Source organism: Shewanella sp. 10N.261.52.F9 (genome assembly GCF_041471165.1).
Taxonomy (GTDB): domain Bacteria; phylum Pseudomonadota; class Gammaproteobacteria; order Enterobacterales; family Shewanellaceae; genus Shewanella; species Shewanella marinintestina.
This window is the reverse complement of record NZ_JBFRNX010000023.1, coordinates 347,878-365,339: the sequence shown is the minus strand read 5'-3', so window position 1 is coordinate 365,339 and position 17,462 is coordinate 347,878. Positions and strand designations below refer to the sequence as shown.

General features: G+C 43.8%; 12 protein-coding genes. 11 read left to right on the top strand and 1 reads right to left on the bottom strand.

Features of this window, described 5'->3' with window-relative positions:
• The first annotated feature begins 113 nt into the window (after positions 1-113).
• The 3 genes from proB (AB4298_RS15945) to AB4298_RS15935 all read left to right on the top strand — a co-directional run bounded on the left by proB (AB4298_RS15945) (position 114) and on the right by AB4298_RS15935 (position 4,054).
• Positions 114-1,232 carry a glutamate 5-kinase gene (gene proB, locus AB4298_RS15945; protein WP_371987465.1) on the top strand — a complete coding sequence of 373 codons (1,119 nt, stop codon included), beginning with the start codon at positions 114-116 and terminating at the stop codon, positions 1,230-1,232.
• 441 nt (positions 1,233-1,673) lie between these two features.
• A complete protein-coding gene (gene proB / locus AB4298_RS15940) occupies positions 1,674-2,792 on the top strand; it encodes a glutamate 5-kinase (protein WP_371987464.1) in 1,119 nt (372 codons plus the stop codon).
• Positions 2,789-4,054 carry a glutamate-5-semialdehyde dehydrogenase gene (locus AB4298_RS15935; RefSeq protein ID WP_371987463.1) on the top strand — a complete coding sequence of 422 codons (1,266 nt, stop codon included), beginning with the start codon at positions 2,789-2,791 and terminating at the stop codon, positions 4,052-4,054. Before proB (AB4298_RS15940) ends, AB4298_RS15935 begins: the two co-directional genes overlap by 4 nt.
• Positions 4,055-5,067: 1,013 nt before the next feature.
• Here AB4298_RS15935 and AB4298_RS15930 read toward each other — a convergent pair.
• Positions 5,068-5,982 (bottom strand): DMT family transporter, encoded by a 915-nt coding sequence (locus AB4298_RS15930; protein ID WP_371987462.1) that lies wholly within the window; start codon positions 5,980-5,982, stop codon positions 5,068-5,070.
• A 302-nt stretch (positions 5,983-6,284) separates the two neighbouring features.
• Between AB4298_RS15930 and dnaK the strand changes: the two genes are divergently transcribed.
• From dnaK to greA, 8 genes are all read left to right on the top strand, one after another.
• Positions 6,285-8,201: a molecular chaperone DnaK gene (dnaK, locus tag AB4298_RS15925; RefSeq protein WP_371987461.1), complete on the top strand. Its 1,917-nt coding sequence runs from the start codon at positions 6,285-6,287 to the stop codon at positions 8,199-8,201.
• 89 nt (positions 8,202-8,290) lie between these two features.
• Entirely contained in the window at positions 8,291-9,421 is a 1,131-nt protein-coding gene (dnaJ, locus tag AB4298_RS15920) for a molecular chaperone DnaJ (RefSeq protein WP_248998681.1), read from the top strand.
• Between the two features lie 98 nt (positions 9,422-9,519).
• Positions 9,520-10,320: a M48 family metallopeptidase gene (locus AB4298_RS15915; protein WP_371987460.1), complete on the top strand. Its 801-nt coding sequence runs from the start codon at positions 9,520-9,522 to the stop codon at positions 10,318-10,320.
• 82 nt (positions 10,321-10,402) lie between these two features.
• Entirely contained in the window at positions 10,403-11,020 is a 618-nt protein-coding gene (locus AB4298_RS15910; protein ID WP_220780373.1) for an FKBP-type peptidyl-prolyl cis-trans isomerase, read from the top strand.
• 63 nt (positions 11,021-11,083) lie between these two features.
• Entirely contained in the window at positions 11,084-11,899 is an 816-nt protein-coding gene (dapB, locus tag AB4298_RS15905) for a 4-hydroxy-tetrahydrodipicolinate reductase (RefSeq protein WP_248998679.1), read from the top strand.
• Between the two features lie 174 nt (positions 11,900-12,073).
• Positions 12,074-13,246 (top strand): glutamine-hydrolyzing carbamoyl-phosphate synthase small subunit, encoded by a 1,173-nt coding sequence (gene carA / locus AB4298_RS15900; RefSeq protein ID WP_371987459.1) that lies wholly within the window; start codon positions 12,074-12,076, stop codon positions 13,244-13,246.
• Between the two features lie 28 nt (positions 13,247-13,274).
• On the top strand, positions 13,275-16,496 hold the full coding sequence (gene carB / locus AB4298_RS15895; RefSeq protein ID WP_248998678.1) for a carbamoyl-phosphate synthase large subunit: 3,222 nt from the start codon (positions 13,275-13,277) through the stop codon (positions 16,494-16,496).
• A 332-nt stretch (positions 16,497-16,828) separates the two neighbouring features.
• Positions 16,829-17,305 carry a transcription elongation factor GreA gene (greA, locus tag AB4298_RS15890; RefSeq protein WP_248998677.1) on the top strand — a complete coding sequence of 159 codons (477 nt, stop codon included), beginning with the start codon at positions 16,829-16,831 and terminating at the stop codon, positions 17,303-17,305.
• The last annotated feature ends 157 nt before the right edge of the window (positions 17,306-17,462 follow it).

Here is a 17,462-nt window from a genome sequence, read left to right as displayed (position 1 = left end):
TATTGGATCCCTCTAAATCTGCCATTTTTTTCAGTTTCTTTGTTGGTGCTTACTACCATTTCAACTTTAGATTGGGTATAAGGATTTATTCGATATAATTTTGTTAGCAGATAATGAACTTAAGTGAGATTGGCTACCGCCGCGTAGTGGTAAAATTGGGAACGAGTGTACTGACATCTGGCAGCTTAAAGTTAGATAGAGCACACATGGTTGAATTAGCAAGACAGATGGCCTGTTTAATGAAAGCAGGTGTTGAAGTTGTCTTGTGTACCTCTGGCGCTATTGCTGCAGGTAAAGAACACTTAGCTTATCCCAAACTGCCCGACACGATTGCGAGTAAGCAGCTGCTTGCTGCCGTAGGCCAAAGCCAACTTATTCTCGCTTGGTCGCAATTATTTAGTATCTATGATTTGCATGTTGGCCAGTTACTGCTGACTCGCGCTGATCTGCATGACCGTGAGCGCTACTTAAACGCCCGTGACTCATTAAATGCACTGCTTAATAACGGTATTATTCCAATTATTAATGAGAATGATGCGGTTGCGACAGCAGAAATCAAAGTAGGCGATAACGACAACCTGTCAGCTCGTGCTGCGCTATTGTGCGATGCCGATCTATTGATCTTATTGACTGACCAAAAAGGTCTGTTTGACGCCGATCCTCGTAAACATCCTGACGCGAAACTTATTACCGAAGTTGAAAAGATTGATGACAGCCTGCGTATGCTGGCAGGTGGTGCGGTTTCTGGCCTTGGAACGGGTGGCATGGCGACTAAACTTGAAGCGGCAGATATTGCCCGCCGCGCAGGTATTGAAGTGGTTATTGCTTCTGGTCATCACAAAGATGTGATTCAAAATGTAGTTTGTAAGCAACCTGTCGGTACTCATTTTACGGCTTTAGAGCACCCGCTTGAAAGTCGTAAACAGTGGATTTTAGCGGGACCAAAAGCGCGCGGACAAGTGGTGCTCGATGTTGGCGCGATAACAGCGGTAACTGAAAAAGGCCGTAGCTTATTATCGAAAGGCATTATTGAGATAAAAGGCCAATTCTTACGTGGTGATACTATCGAACTTATTGATGCTAAAGGCAAAGTCTACGCTAAAGGCATGAGCCGTTATGGCTCGATTGATGTCGATAAAATCGCAGGAAAGCACTCAGACAATATTGAAGAAGTTTTGGGTTACGACTATGGCGACGCTGTTGTGCATCGTAACGATATGGTCGTGCTTTAACCCAAGCTTTGAGTTATTCAAGCCTAGCAAAGTTTAGCCGTTGTATTTGCAAAACAAACGGCTGAGCAAACACCTAGGTTGATATATGTCTCTGAGCCTAAGTGATGTACTGCAGCAGCTTAGCCTTGCTCAAGACTAAGTTGCTCTATGCTGGTGTTAACTAAAAAAGCACAAAGATTGAATACAGTAAATTGCATGCTTTATTTTGCATAAAATTGACTGAAGCAATCAAAGTGACCTGTTTACGTTTTTAACTTATTTAAATTGGTGTGTTGCCACTATTTACTTATTTTTCATAAATAAGCTTATTTTTTCACTGTAAATGACATTAGTTATCCTTAAATTTGTCCGTGAATTTTTATGCATTTTTTGTAACTTGCTATCAATTTGCGGCTAGATTGGGTATAACGTTAACGAAATGTAGTTTTATTAGTGGGGAAAATGAATTTAAGTGAAAGCGGCTACCGCAGAGTAGTGGTTAAATTAGGGACCAGTGTGCTTACATCAGGCAGTTTAAAGCTAGATAAAGCGCACATGGTGGAGTTAACGAGGCAAATGGCTGGCTTAATAGAAGCCGGAATAGAAGTCGTTCTATGTACTTCGGGGGCGATAGCAGCAGGTAAAGAGCATTTAGGCTACCCTGAGTTGCCTGATACCATCGCCAATAAGCAAATGCTTGCTGCAGTTGGGCAGAGCCAGCTTATTCTTGCTTGGTCGCAACTATTCAGTATTTATGGCTTACATGTTGGTCAGCTGTTATTAACCCAAGCTGATTTATACGACCGTGAGCGTTATCTAAATGCGCGAGATTATCTCAATGCTTTGCTAAAAAGAGGTATTATTCCCGTCGTTAATGAGAACGACGCGGTAGCAACGGAAGAAATTAAAGTTGGTGACAACGATAATTTATCAGCCCGAGCAGCCTTACTATGTGATGCCGATTTACTGATTTTGCTCACCGATCAAAAAGGTTTGTTTGACGCAGATCCGCGAACCGACCCCAATGCCAAGTTAATTACTGAAGTCGAAAATATCGACGACAGCTTGCGTAAACTTGCTGGTGGTGCGGTTTCAGGACTCGGTACCGGTGGCATGGCGACAAAACTTGAAGCGGCAGATATAGCGCGGCGCGCAGGAGTTGAAGTGGTCATTGCTTCTGGCAAACATAAAGATGTGATTCAAAAAGCTGTGTGCTCAAACCCAGTGGGGACCCACTTCACTGCGCTTGAGCATCCACTTGAATGCCGTAAACAGTGGATCCTTGCAGGTCCTAAAGTGCAAGGGCAAGTAATATTAGATACTGGCGCCATAGCGGAAGTGACTAAGAAAGGTCGTAGTTTATTGTCAAAGGGAATTGTCGAAGTTAAAGGACTATTTCAACGCGGTGATACTATTGAGTTTACTGACGGTAAAGGCAAGGTACACGGCAAAGGCATGAGCCGGTATGGCTCAGTAGATGTAGATAAAATGGTAGGCAAGCACTCAAACAATATCGAAGATATGCTTGGCTATGACTACGGTGATGCAATTATTCACCGTAACGACATGGTGGTGTTATGAACAACAACGAATACTTAACGGCTTTAGGCCAAAACGCTAAGCAAGCAAGTTATGCCTTAGCTAATTTATCTGGTCAGCAAAAGTCTGCATTATTACGCTGTATTGCGGCAAAATTAACAGATGCAAAAGCTGAAATCGTTAGCGCAAATCAGCAAGACGTTGCTAATGCAAAAGAAAATGGCCTATCCGATGCCATGATAGACCGTTTGCTGCTTGATGAAAGCAGACTTATGGGCGTGATTGGCGATATCGACAATGTGATTGGGCTTACCGATCCTGTTGGTAGTGAAATTGATAGTCGCTTATTGGATAACGGTTTACGTTTATCACGTCGCCGTGTGCCACTTGGGGTTATTGGGGTTATTTATGAAGCGCGCCCGAATGTGACGGTTGATATTGCCGTACTGGCACTAAAAACCGGTAATGCGGTGATCTTGCGTGGCGGTAAAGAGACGTTAGCGTCTAACAAGGCGTTATGTAAAGTTATCCGCTCAGCGATGGTTGAACAGGGCTTACCTGAAGATTGCGTACAGTTGATTGATAACCCAGATAGAAGCTTAGTGTCAGGTTTATTAAAGCTAGATAAGTACGTGGATATGATTGTGCCACGCGGTGGACAAAACCTGCAGCGTTTATGTGCTGAGCAAGCCACTATTCCAGTGATCTTGGGCGGGATTGGTATTTGTCATATCTATGTAGATGCTGAGGCGAATCTTGAAAAAGCCATTGCGGTTATAGAGAACGCTAAAGTGCAACGTCCAACAGTGTGTAATGCGTTGGATACTGTGCTAATCCACCAAAGTTTAGCTGCAGAGTTTATTCCGGCACTTGCTAAACACTTAAGTGGTTTAGGCGTGCAGTTTTATGGCTGTGAGCAAACTCAGGGTCTACTCACTAGCGCAGGCATTGATGTTAACCCTGCTAATGAAGAAACATTTGCAACTGAGTGGTTGTCACTAACATTGGGCATTAAAGTGGTTGCAGCTCTAGATGGCGCCGTTGAGCATATTCGTACTTTCTCTAGTGGTCATTCTGAATCTATTTTAACCGACAACATTCACACTGCTAGTGACTTCCTTAATGCAATCGATTCCGCTGCTGTTTATGTTAATGCAAGTACTCGCTTTACCGATGGCGGCGAGTTTGGCTTAGGCGCTGAAGTGGCTGTTAGTACTCAGAAGCTGCATGCCCGCGGCCCTATGGGATTAGAAGCGCTAACAACCTATAAATGGTTGGCGTGGGGCGATTACACGGTTCGTTAACCTTGCTTGTTATGAACAATAAAAAAGTCGCATATTGCGACTTTTTTATTGGCTAAAATTTTTAGTCGCAATACACGTGGTTACTCAAAAAGCGTAAATGACTTAAGCATATAGCTGGATCTTAATAATGTAATACGGCAAAACATTAACAAAGTTATTTATCAGGGAAATAATACCTGATGCACGTACAGTACAAAGTAGATAATGGCCATGACGCTGGTATACATCCTAAATGGGTTGATAAAGTCCCGCATATGGAAAAATCGCCGATAAAACACGTCGTCGGTAAAGTAAAGAGAGGGGATTAGGAAAAAGCAGTACAAAAATGCAAAGTACCAAGTATAGGTGCGGCCTTGTCTAAGTTCATTTATTAGCATTGCTACTGCAAATAGCATAGAGCTCAATCTAATAAAGCGAATGAGCTTTTGTCGTTTAAATATTTTTACTGCATCCATATATTTGTAATACATAACGAATATCCATTTTGTTACGCAATTGTTACTTTGTACCTGAGCTAAGACTGTTTTACAAATAGAACCTGATAAAAGGTACCTAAGTTGCAGTTAAATAAACATTTTACGCTTAAAACGGCTTATTCAATTAAAAAGTCTCATCCCTGCAGCTCTGTACCTTGGCTTAAATTTACATTTCCTTGTGCTTAGTCGGTGTTTTTGAATGGTGCTATTACATTCAAAGTACGTTCTTCGATGTTTACTTTGTCTCTTTTATCAATCTGGTGGAGGCCGTTAAGATTGAACTGTATTGGGTGATAGTAGAGCTTAGTATTTGGAGCTGAGCCTATAGATTCCTTGATTAGAGAAAAGGTAGCTAATGTGCAATACAGGTTTAAGCCTAGTAGAGGTAAGGTGAAAAGGTAAGTGGTGTCAGTTAATCGCTTACACCGCTATAAACAAAAAAGTCGGCCATTGGCCGACTGTTTAGATGACTGGCTTGCTGCTCTTTATTTATAGGCCGTAGCTATTGTTTATAGCGACAAACTATGTAGGCGAGTACTAAACAGAAATGCGTTTTTTAGTTCGCCATTGGCCAATTTTAGGCAATATTTGTTGTAGTACTAAAGCAAAGATGATTAGTCCCAAGCCAATGTAGGTCGACTTTTCAATGCTCTCTTGTAAAATCCAAGCAATAAAACCAATCGACATCACAGGGGTGATAAACACCAGCGTGCTGATACTTGCTGTACGCTCTGCTTTCTTTAGTGCAATTAGCCAAAGCACAAAGGTCACCCCCATTTCGAACAAGCCAACGTATACGCCTGCAAATAATGCTTTCATATCTAAGCTAGGCATCGACTGAGTCATTAGTAGTGCAACAACGATAAAAGGTAAGCCAACTAAAAAGCTTAGTAATAGGCTGATAACTGGGTCGCCCTTGTCCTTAGTGTTCACTATCCAATAGAGAGACCAAAGCAGGGTACTGGTTAATGCCAGAACCACCCCTGTCATACTTTCAAACTGAAACCCACTTAAGTTGCCTTTAGTGGCGATAAAAAATACCCCACAGTAAGCAACAAGCGCTGCAGTGATATCGCTTTTACGTAACTTTTGTCCGAGTAAAGGTACAGACAACAGCGGCAATAAAATTGCCCAAGTGTAATTGAGTGATAATGCTTGTTGGGCAGGTAATAAGTCATAGGCTTTAAATAACACCAGATAATACAAAAATGGGTTAAGTAAGCCAGTTTGTAGATAAAACCATGGGCGAGCAATAAATTGCTGCTTGATTAACGGCAACTTCTTTTGTGCAACCAAAATGGTACCGAGCGCGACAATAGAAGTCGCGACAGCAACAAAAACCAGTTGCAGTGGCGTGTAATGAGCAAGGGCTAACTTAAATGCGGTCGCAACAGTTGACCACAAGAATATAGCGCCAATGCCAAATACATAAGCTTGATGGGATGATTTCAATGTTTACTTCTCTTACAGCGAGATAACAACCAAGCGCATTACCATTAAAAGCGGGATTATGCGCCACCTCATAGATTGTATCCATTATACGTTTTTTGATGGTTTTTTTACTACACCCTAGATCAAATTAATGCACTCTTAAGATAAATTTTAAATTTCTCCCTTGTATTCGTTCTAAACGTCCCAATATAGGGGTTAAGAGAAGATTTAGGGTGACAAAAAGACTTGAAAACTATTCGGTCAGTCCCCACTTCATAAACCAGATAACAAATTTAGTTTTTAAAAGTTTTTCGGAGGACTCCATGGGTAGAATTATTGGTATCGATTTAGGCACAACTAACTCTTGTGTTGCAGTATTAGATGGCGACAAAGCGCGCGTATTGGAGAATGCTGAAGGCGATCGTACTACACCCTCAATCATCGCATACACTGCTGATGAAACTCTAGTTGGTCAGTCAGCAAAGCGTCAGGCTGTAACAAACCCAACAAACACAGTTTTTGCTATTAAGCGTCTAATTGGTCGTCGTTTTAAAGATGACGAAGTTCAGCGTGACGTTGATATTATGCCATTCAAAATCATCGGCGCTGATAACGGCGACGCATGGGTTGAAGCTCAAGGCAAGAAAATGGCTCCACCACAAATCTCTGCTGAAATCTTGAAGAAGATGAAAAAGACAGCAGAAGATTTCCTAGGTGAAGAAGTAACAGAAGCGGTTATTACTGTTCCTGCATACTTTAACGATTCACAGCGTCAAGCGACTAAAGATGCGGGCCGTATCGCGGGTCTTGAAGTTAAGCGTATTATCAACGAGCCAACTGCTGCAGCACTAGCTTACGGTATCGATAAGAAGCAAGGCGACAACATCGTTGCTGTATACGATTTAGGTGGTGGTACATTCGATATCTCTATCATCGAAATCGACAGTGTTGATGGTGAGCAAACGTTCGAAGTACTTGCTACAAACGGTGACACTCACTTAGGTGGTGAAGATTTTGATAACCGTATGATCAAGTATCTTGCTGACGAGTTCAAAAAAGAGCAGGGTCTTGACCTACGTAACGATCCACTAGCGATGCAACGTCTAAAAGAAGCTGCAGAAAAAGCGAAGATCGAACTATCAAGCACAAGCCAAACTGAAGTTAACCTGCCATACATCACTGCTGATGCAACAGGTCCTAAGCACTTAGTGGTTAAAATCACTCGTGCAAAACTTGAGTCACTAGTTGAAGATTTAATCAAACGTTCTTTAGAGCCGCTAAAAGTTGCTCTAGCAGATGCTGACCTATCTGTTTCAGATATCAACGAAGTTATCCTTGTTGGTGGTCAGACTCGTATGCCTAAAGTTCGTGAAGAAGTTTCTGCTTTCTTCGGTAAAGAACTACGTCAAGACGTTAACCCAGACGAAGCGGTTGCTATCGGTGCTGCGGTTCAAGCGGGCGTACTATCTGGCGACGTTAAAGACGTATTGCTACTAGACGTTACTCCACTATCTCTAGGTATTGAGACTATGGGTAGCGTAATGACTAAGCTTATCGAGAAGAACACCACTATCCCGACTAAAGCTTCACAAACTTTCTCGACTGCTGACGACAACCAAAGTGCTGTGACAATTCACGTACTTCAAGGTGAGCGTAAGCAATCAAGCGGTAACAAGTCTCTAGGTCAATTTAACCTAGAAGGTATCGAAGCAGCTCCACGTGGCATGCCACAAATTGAAGTGGCTTTCGACATCGATGCTGACGGTATCTTGCATGTATCTGCTACAGACAAGAAGACTGGTAAAGCACAAAACATCACCATTAAAGCCTCTTCAGGTCTAAGTGATGAAGAAGTTGAAGCTATGGTTCGTGATGCTGAAGCACACGCTGACGAAGATGCTAAGTTCGAAGAGCTAGTTACTGCTCGTAACCAAGCTGATGGCATGGTTCACGGCACTAAGAAGCAAATCGAAGAAGCGGGCGAAGCACTACCAGCTGACGAAAAAGAGAAGATTGAAGCGGCAATGGCTAACGTTGAAACTGCTGTTAAAGGTAGTGACAAAGAAGCGATTGAAAAGTCTACTCAAGAGCTAATGGAAGCGTCTGCTAAGTTAATGGAAATCGCTCAAGCTAAAGCGCAAGCACAGCAAGGTCAACCAGAAGGTGAAGCACAAGCTGCTAAGCAAGATGATGACGTAGTTGACGCTGAGTTTGAAGAAGTTAAAGACGACAAAAAATAATGACGGGTAATCCCTAAATTATTGTAGCGGGCGTTATGAGGAAACTCTAACGCCCGTTTGTGCAACTTTAGCAAAGAAAATAAAACACTATGTCAAAGCGCGATTATTACGAAGTATTAGGTGTCGGACGTGACACTAGCGAACGCGAAATTAAGAAAGCTTATAAGCGTTTAGCAATGAAATTTCACCCAGACCGTAACCCGGGTGACAAGGAAGCGGAAGCTAACTTTAAAGAAGTTAAAGAAGCTTATGAAATCCTAACCGATAGCGATAAGAAAGCGGCTTATGATCAGTTTGGTCATGCAGGTGTTGATCCTAATCGTGGTGGCGGTGGTTACGGCGGCAGTGCTGATTTCGGCGATGTATTCGGCGATGTGTTTGGCGATATTTTCGGTGGCGGACGCCGCGGTGGTCAGCGTCAAGCAGCTCGCGGTAGTGACTTACGTTACAACCTAGAGTTATCTTTAGAAGAAGCAGTTCGCGGCTTAACTAAAGAACTACGTATTCCTACTCTTGCAGCTTGTGATACTTGTGACGGTAGCGGCGCTAAGAAAGGCTCTTCGCCAACCACTTGTGGTACCTGTCATGGTCAAGGCCAAGTGCAGATGCGTCAAGGTTTCTTCGCGGTGCAGCAAGCCTGTCCTACCTGTCATGGTCGTGGCAAGATCATTAAAGATCCTTGTAACAAGTGTCATGGTGAAGGTCGCGTAGAAAAGAGCAAGACTCTTTCAGTTAAGATCCCTGCTGGTGTTGATACTGGCGATCGCATTCGTCTATCTGGCGAAGGTGAAGCGGGCGAGTACGGTGCACCTCCTGGCGACCTATACGTGCAAGTTAGCGTACGTGAGCATGCAATCTTCCAACGTGATGGCAACAACCTTTATTGTGAAGTGCCTATCTCGTTCAGCAAGGCAGCCCTAGGCGGCGAGATTGAAGTGCCAACACTCGATGGTAAAGTGAATCTTAAGATCCCTGCTGAAACGCAAACCGGCCGCATGTTCCGTATGCGCGGTAAGGGTGTTAAGTCAGTTCGCAGCCATGCCGTGGGTGACTTGCTATGTAAGGTAGTAATGGAAACTCCAGTCAACCTTAACGAACGCCAAAAAGAGTTACTTCGTGAATTTGAAGACACCTTAACTGGTCAGTCTAAGAAGCATAGCCCAAAGGCTGAAGGTTTCTTTGATGGTGTTAAGAAGTTTTTTCAAGATTTGAATAGCTAAAACTGATTCAGTTCAGTATATAATTTAAGCCTCGCAATCGCGGGGCTTTTTCTTATCTGAAATTCGATAAAAAGATAAAAAATAGAGGTTAGCAATATATGAAAGCAATACTATTACTGCTAAGCAGTCTGTTGGTGTTAACGGGCTGCGCTACCACTAAATCACCTACGGGTCGTGGACAAACTCTGCTATTTTCATCGCAGCAGATGAGCGAGCTTGGTAATTCTTCTTTTGCACAAATAAAGCAGCAAGAGCTAGCTAGCCAAGATAAAGCAATAAACAGTTATGTTAACTGCGTGGCTAATAGAATCACTAAGGCATTGCCGGATCAAAACTTGCCTTGGGAAGTGGTGGTGTTTGAGTCGGAGCAAGTTAATGCCTTTGCGCTGCCTGGCGGGCATATCGGTGTATATACCGGATTACTCAATGTTGCTATTAACCAAGATCAACTGGCTACCGTTATCGGTCATGAAGTGGCACACGTTTTGGCCAACCACAGTAATGAGCAGGTTTCTCGCGCACAAATGACAGGCGCGGGTATGCAGCTTGCCGACATTGCATTAGGCGCTGGTGGTATTGCCGATAAAGAATTGTATATGGCTGCATTAGGTTTAGGTGTGCAGGTGGGTTACATCTTACCTTATGGTCGCGACCAAGAATCGGAAGCCGATATTATTGGGGTTGAGTTGATGGCAAAAGCAGGCTTTGATCCGGCTGCGAGTGTCGAGCTTTGGAAGAATATGTCAAAAGCTGGCGGCGAGCAGGGGCCAGAGCTGCTTTCCACTCACCCTTCACACGACCAACGTATAGCACAATTGCAGCAAATGCAGGCGAAAGCACAACCTTTATATCAAGCAAGTAAACTGAGTGTGAAAAATACTTGTCAAAGACCAAAATAGCTACAGTTTTTAGGGCAATATCACAGAAATTATGATAAAGTTCGGCGCGAAAATTCATTGAATCATTGAGAGTACAATCATTATGTCTGATAAGTTCAGTACAATTGAAGGTCAAGCAAGCTACGGTGTTGGTCGTCAACTAGGTGAGCAACTAGCCGCTAACTCGTTTGAAGGTATCGATATTTCTGCTGTTCAATTGGGTCTATCTGACGCATTCGAAGGTAAAGAAAGCGTTGTATCTATGCAAGATATGCAAATTGCATTCACTGAAATCAGCCAACGTATCCAGAAAGTTCAAGAAGCTGCTGCAGCTGCTGCGTCAGAAGAAGGTGATAAGTACCTTGCTGACAACGGTGCTCGCGAAGGCGTTGTAACGCTAGAGTCTGGTCTACAGTACGAAATCATCACTGAAGGTAATGGCGACAAGCCTGGTTATGATTCAACTGTACGTACTCACTACCACGGTACTTTCATCTCTGGTGACGTATTCGATAGCTCTGTTGCTCGTGGTGAGCCTGCTGAATTCCCAGTTTCAGGCGTTATCGCTGGTTGGACTGAAGCACTACAACTTATGCCTACTGGTTCGAAGTGGAGACTGTTCGTACCACAGCACCTTGCATACGGTGAGCGTGGCGCTGGCGCTGCGATCCCACCTTACTCAACTTTAGTATTTGAAGTTGAATTATTAGATATTCTCTAATAAAGATAATAAGCCTAAGTTAATACTTAGGCTTTTTTTTGACATTTGCAGGGAGACACTGAGATGACTGAACGCGTAAGAGTGGCAATCACCGGCGGCAGCGGCCGTATGGGACGTACTCTTATTGAGGCGGCAAAGCAAAATGAATTTATTTTGTTAGGTGCTGCGATTGAACGAGCGGGATCGACCCTTATGGGTGTTGATGCGGGTGAGCTTGCTGGTGTTGGAGCAATGAATGTAGCCATCACTGATTCACTCGATAAAGCAGTCGATGACTTTGACGTACTGATTGACTTTACCTCGCCAGAAGCTTCAGTAGTCCATACCGATTGGTGTGCGAAACATGGCAAAGCAATCGTAATCGGTACTACCGGGTTCAATCATGCTCAAAAAGAGCAAATCTCAGCTTATGCGGATCAGGTGCCAATTGTAATGGCACCAAATATGGCTGTTGGCGTTAACCTTATGTGGAAACTACTTGAAGTAGCTGCAGAGGTAATGGGCCATTACAGTGATATCGAGATCATCGAAGGCCACCACAGATATAAGAAAGATGCGCCGTCAGGCACCGCGCTTAAAATGGGCGAAGTGATTGCCGAAACATTGGGCCGTGATTTAGAAAAATGTGCCGTTTATGGCCGCGAAGGTATTACCGGTGAGCGCGACAGAGGAACCATAGGGTTTGCTACTGTGCGCGCTGGTGACATCGTTGGTGAGCACACAGCCCTATTTGCCGATATCGGTGAGCGATTAGAGATCACCCATAAAGCGTCTAGCCGTATGACTTTTGCCAATGGCGCCATGCGCGCAGCAACTTGGTTGGTTGAGCAAGATTCTGGGCTCTACGATATGCAGCAAGTTTTAGGCTTGAAAGCATAATTATTTAAAACCGCTATTAGCGGTTTTTTTTTGCTGAAAAATTTTTTTGACAAATTTCTTATCTGTACTATGGACAGGTTTGAGTTTTACATATAAAATCGGCGGAATTTGTCAAAATTTTGCATTTTAGCGAAAGTTGGTATTTTAAAAACATATAAAAAACAATTAATTTCAATGATTTGGCTCTTTCCGGAGGTCGCGTTGACAAAGTCTGCCTTACTCGTACTTGAAGATGGAACAATTTTTTCTGGCACTGCAATTGGTGCTGAAGGGATGTCTGTTGGTGAAGTAGTATTTAACACTTCAATGACTGGTTACCAAGAAATTTTGACTGATCCATCATATTCACGTCAAATGGTCACCCTCACTTATCCACATATTGGTAATACTGGTACCAATGAAGAAGATACAGAATCTGATTCTGTTCATGCTTGTGGCCTTATCATTCGAGACTTGCCATTAGTGGCAAGTAACTTTCGAAATCAGCAATCTTTAAGCGATTATTTGATCGCTAACAACGTTGTTGGTATTGCTGATATCGATACTCGTAAATTAACTCGTATCCTACGTGAAAAAGGCGCCCAAGCCGGTTGTATCATGGTTGGTGATTTAGATGAAGCTAAAGCGCTAGCTGCAGCTAAAGCCTTCCCTGGTCTTAAAGGCATGGATTTAGCTAAAGAAGTCACCACAAAGGAAACGTACTCATGGCGCAGCGGTAGCTGGCGTTTAGTTGGCGGTTTGCCATCTGACACTCCTGAAGCTGAGCTTAAGTATAAAGTGGTAGCCTACGACTATGGTGTTAAGCGCAACATCTTACGTATGTTGGTTGACCGCGGTTGTGATGTGACAGTTGTACCTGCACAAACTCCTGCGAGCGAAGTGCTTGCAATGAATCCTGATGGGGTTTTCCTATCGAACGGTCCTGGCGACCCAGAGCCATGTGATTACGCTATTGCTGCAATCCAAGAGATCTTAAAAACAGACATTCCTGTTTTCGGTATCTGTTTGGGTCACCAGTTATTAGCGTTAGCTTCAGGTGCTAAAACACTGAAAATGAAGTTTGGTCACCATGGTGCTAACCACCCAGTGAGTAATATCGAGCAAGGTAATGTAATGATCACCAGCCAAAACCACGGTTTTGCTGCTGATGAAGCAACCTTACCAGCCAACATTAAAGTGACCCACAAGTCACTGTTTGATGGCTCATTGCAAGGTATTCACCTAACTGATAAGCCTGCATTTAGTTTCCAAGGCCACCCAGAGGCGAGCCCTGGACCACACGATGCTGCGCCGTTATTCAATCACTTCATCGATTTGATTGAGTTGTACCGTAAAAACGCCAAGTAGTAACTTCATCCGGGAGAAGATTTAAGCAATGCCAAAACGTACAGATATAAAGAGTATTCTTATCCTAGGTGCTGGACCAATCGTAATTGGTCAAGCCTGTGAGTTTGACTACTCAGGCGCCCAAGCCTGTAAAGCCCTACGCGAAGAAGGCTACCGAGTTATTCTAGTTAACTCTAACCCTGCAACGATTATGACTGACCCAGAGATGGCCGATGCGACATACATCGAACCAATTCACTGGGAAGTAGTACGTAACATTATTGCTAAAGAGCGTCCTGACGCGATTTTGCCAACAATGGGCGGCCAGACTGCACTTAACTGTGCACTTGAGCTTGAAAGCCGCGGCGTACTAAAAGAGTTTAACGTTGATATGATTGGCGCAACTGCTGATGCAATCGACAAAGCTGAAGACCGTAGCCGTTTTGATAAGGCAATGAAGTCAATTGGCCTTGAGTGTCCACGTGCGGGTATTGCTCACACAATGGAAGAAGCTTATGGCGTATTAGACCAAGTGGGCTTCCCATGTATTATCCGTCCGTCTTTCACCATGGGTGGCAGCGGCGGTGGTATCGCTTATAACAAAGAAGAGTTTGAGGATATCTGTTCTCAAGGTCTTGAGTTATCGCCAACTAACGAACTGCTTATCGACGAATCTTTGATTGGTTGGAAAGAGTACGAGATGGAAGTGGTCCGTGACCGCAATGATAACTGTATTATTGTTTGTGCAATCGAAAACTTCGACCCAATGGGCGTGCACACTGGTGACTCAATCACTGTTGCGCCAGCGCAAACACTAACAGACAAAGAATACCAGTTGATGCGTAATGCATCGCTAGCGGTTCTGCGTGAGATTGGTGTTGAAACTGGTGGTTCAAACGTACAGTTTGGTATCAACCCGAAAGATGGCCGTATGGTTATCATCGAAATGAACCCACGTGTATCGCGCTCATCTGCACTGGCATCTAAAGCAACTGGTTTCCCAATTGCTAAGATTGCAGCCAAGCTAGCAGTAGGCTTTACACTTGACGAGTTAAGCAACGACATTACTGGCGGCGCAACTCCTGCATCATTTGAACCTGCAATCGATTATGTTGTGACTAAAATTCCTCGTTTTAACTTCGAGAAATTTGCTGGTGCAAACGATCGTCTAACCACACAGATGAAGTCTGTGGGTGAAGTGATGGCGATTGGCCGTACTTTCCAAGAGTCACTGCAAAAAGCGCTTCGCGGTCTTGAAGTGGGCAAGAATGGTTTATGTCCACAAATCGACTTGGCAGATCCTGAAGCATTATCTCGCATTCGTCATGAGCTGAAAGAGCCAGGCGCAGAGCGTATTTGGTATATTGCTGATGCATTCCGTGCCGGTCTTTCTGTAGAAGATATTTTTGGTCTAACTAATATCGACCCATGGTTCCTTGTACAACTTGAAGACTTACTTAAGTCTGAAGCAGACGTTGCTGAAGCCGGTCTTGCTGGTTTGAACGAAGATTTCTTACGTAAGCTTAAGCGCAAAGGTTTTGCTGATTCACGTCTAGCAGCACTTGCTGGTGTAAGCGAAACGGAAGTTCGTAAGCTACGTACTCGTTTTGAAATCCACCCAGTGTATAAGCGCGTTGATACTTGTGCGGCTGAGTTCTCAACCGACACGGCTTACATGTACTCTACTTATGAAGAAGAGTGTGAAGCTAACCCGTCTAACCGTGACAAAATCATGGTACTAGGTGGTGGTCCAAACCGTATTGGTCAAGGTATTGAGTTTGATTACTGTTGTGTGCACGCGGCGTTAGCGCTACGTGAAGACGGCTATGAAACCATCATGGTTAACTGTAACCCTGAAACCGTTTCTACCGACTACGACACATCAGATCGCTTGTACTTCGAGTCAGTGACATTTGAAGATGTGCTTGAAATCGTTCGTATCGAGAAGCCAAAAGGCGTTATCGTACAGTATGGTGGTCAAACACCACTTAAACTTGCACGTGACCTAGAAGCTGCTGGCGTACCGATTATTGGTACTAGCCCAGATGCAATCGACCGCGCTGAAGACCGTGAGCGTTTCCAGCAAGCGATTGAACGTTTAGGCATGAAGCAGCCAGAAAACGATACCGTAACTACTGTTGAAGGTGCTGTTATCTCTGCAGAGCGTATCGGTTATCCGCTAGTTGTTCGTCCATCTTATGTACTAGGTGGCCGCGCAATGGAAATCGTATATGACGAGCAAGACTTACGTCGTTACTTTAACGAAGCGGTAAGTGTTTCTAACGCATCTCCAGTGCTACTTGACCGTTTCCTAGATAACGCAATCGAAATCGACATCGATGCAGTGTGTGATGGCGAAACTGTTGTGATTGGCTCAATCATGGAGCATATCGAGCAAGCAGGTGTTCACTCTGGTGACTCAGGTTGTTCACTGCCTCCATACAGCTTAAGCCAAGATATTCAAGACCGCATGCGTGAGCAAGTGGGTAAACTGGCAATGGAACTTGGCGTAATTGGCCTAATGAACGTGCAGTTTGCGGTGAAGGATAACGAGATCTACATGATTGAAGTTAACCCTCGAGCAGCGCGTACCGTGCCATTTGTATCGAAGGCAACGGGTGTACCATTAGCTAAGATTGCTGCACGAGTGATGGCTGGTCAAAGCCTTAAGTCACAGAACTTCACTGAAGAAGTTATTCCGCCATTCTACTCTGTAAAAGAAGTAGTTTTGCCGTTTAACAAGTTCCCTGGTGTTGACCCACTGCTTGGCCCTGAAATGCGCTCAACTGGCGAAGTAATGGGTGTGGGTGACACGTTTGCTGAAGCGTATGCTAAAGCGCAGCTTGGTGCGACTTCTGAAGTGCCTAAGTCTGGCCGTGCATTACTATCTGTACGTAATAGCGATAAGGCTCGCGTAGCTGATTTAGCGGCGCAGTTAATCGCATTAGGTTATGAAATCGATGCAACTCACGGTACAGCGGTTATCTTAGGTGAAGCGGGTATTAACCCACGTCTAGTTAACAAGGTACACGAAGGTCGTCCTCATATTCTTGACCGTATCAAGAACGGTGAGTACACCTATATCGTCAACACGACAGAAGGTCGCAAGGCGATTGAAGATTCACGTCAGTTACGTCGTGGTGCACTGCGGTACAAAGTGAACTACACAACGACTTTGAATGCTGCATTTGCAACTTGTATGGCTCACTCAGCGGATGACCGCTCGAATGTGACTTCAGTACAAGAACTGCATAAGCGCATTACTAAGTAAGTTAAGCGAAGCTTGAAATAAAAGGCCGCTTTAAGCGGCCTTTTTTATTGTTTGAGGTTAATCACTGCGATAGAGCAGACATTAAATAAATATTTATGCGGCTTTGCTAGCAACTGCGTTGAAGGTTGAGTAAGCTCTACTGTCTTGTATCGCCATTTGAATCAAATATAGTATTACTAGCTTGAATGACTGCTAGATCGCGAGCAAGTACAGATTAAGGTGCATCGATTGCCCTCTACGTTTACAATAACGTAATTCCACCAGATTTTACCTTGCCAACGTATCATGTTGAGTGAGGCCTGCTTTTGTTTTAAAGGAGACGAAAGAAGCTTATGAGTACGGTTCCAATGACCATTGTCGGTGCTGCACAGCTGCGCAAAGAATTAGATCACCTTAAATTTGAGCGTCGTCCAAAGATTGCCGAAGCAATTGGCGAAGCGCGTGAATTAGGCGACTTAAAAGAAAATGCTGAATATCACGCTGCCCGTGAAGAGCAAGGTTTATGTGAAGCACGTGTAAGAGATATCGAAGGTAAATTGTCTCACGCGCAGATCATCGATGTTACGACTATGGCTAACAATGGCCGCGTAATCTTCGGTTCAACTGTCACCATTCTGAATGTTGATACAGATGAAGAAGTCACTTACCGCATAGTAGGTGAAGATGAAGCTAACATTAGAGAAAATCTTTTGTCAGTGAGTTCACCAATTGCACGTGGTTTAATTGGTAAGAATTTAGACGACGAGATCTCAATCGTAACGCCCGGTGGCACTAACGATTTTGAAATTATCAAAGTTGAATATATCTAATACTGGCTTCTTTAGTATTTAGATAATCATAAAAAACCGCTTCTTAGCGGTTTTTTTGTTGCTGAAGAGCTGCGAATAGACAATTAAGTGTTTGTAACGCCTACAGAGTGGGTTTAGTATAATGCTGACTAAAAGTTTTGTTTAATAGGGATTGAGT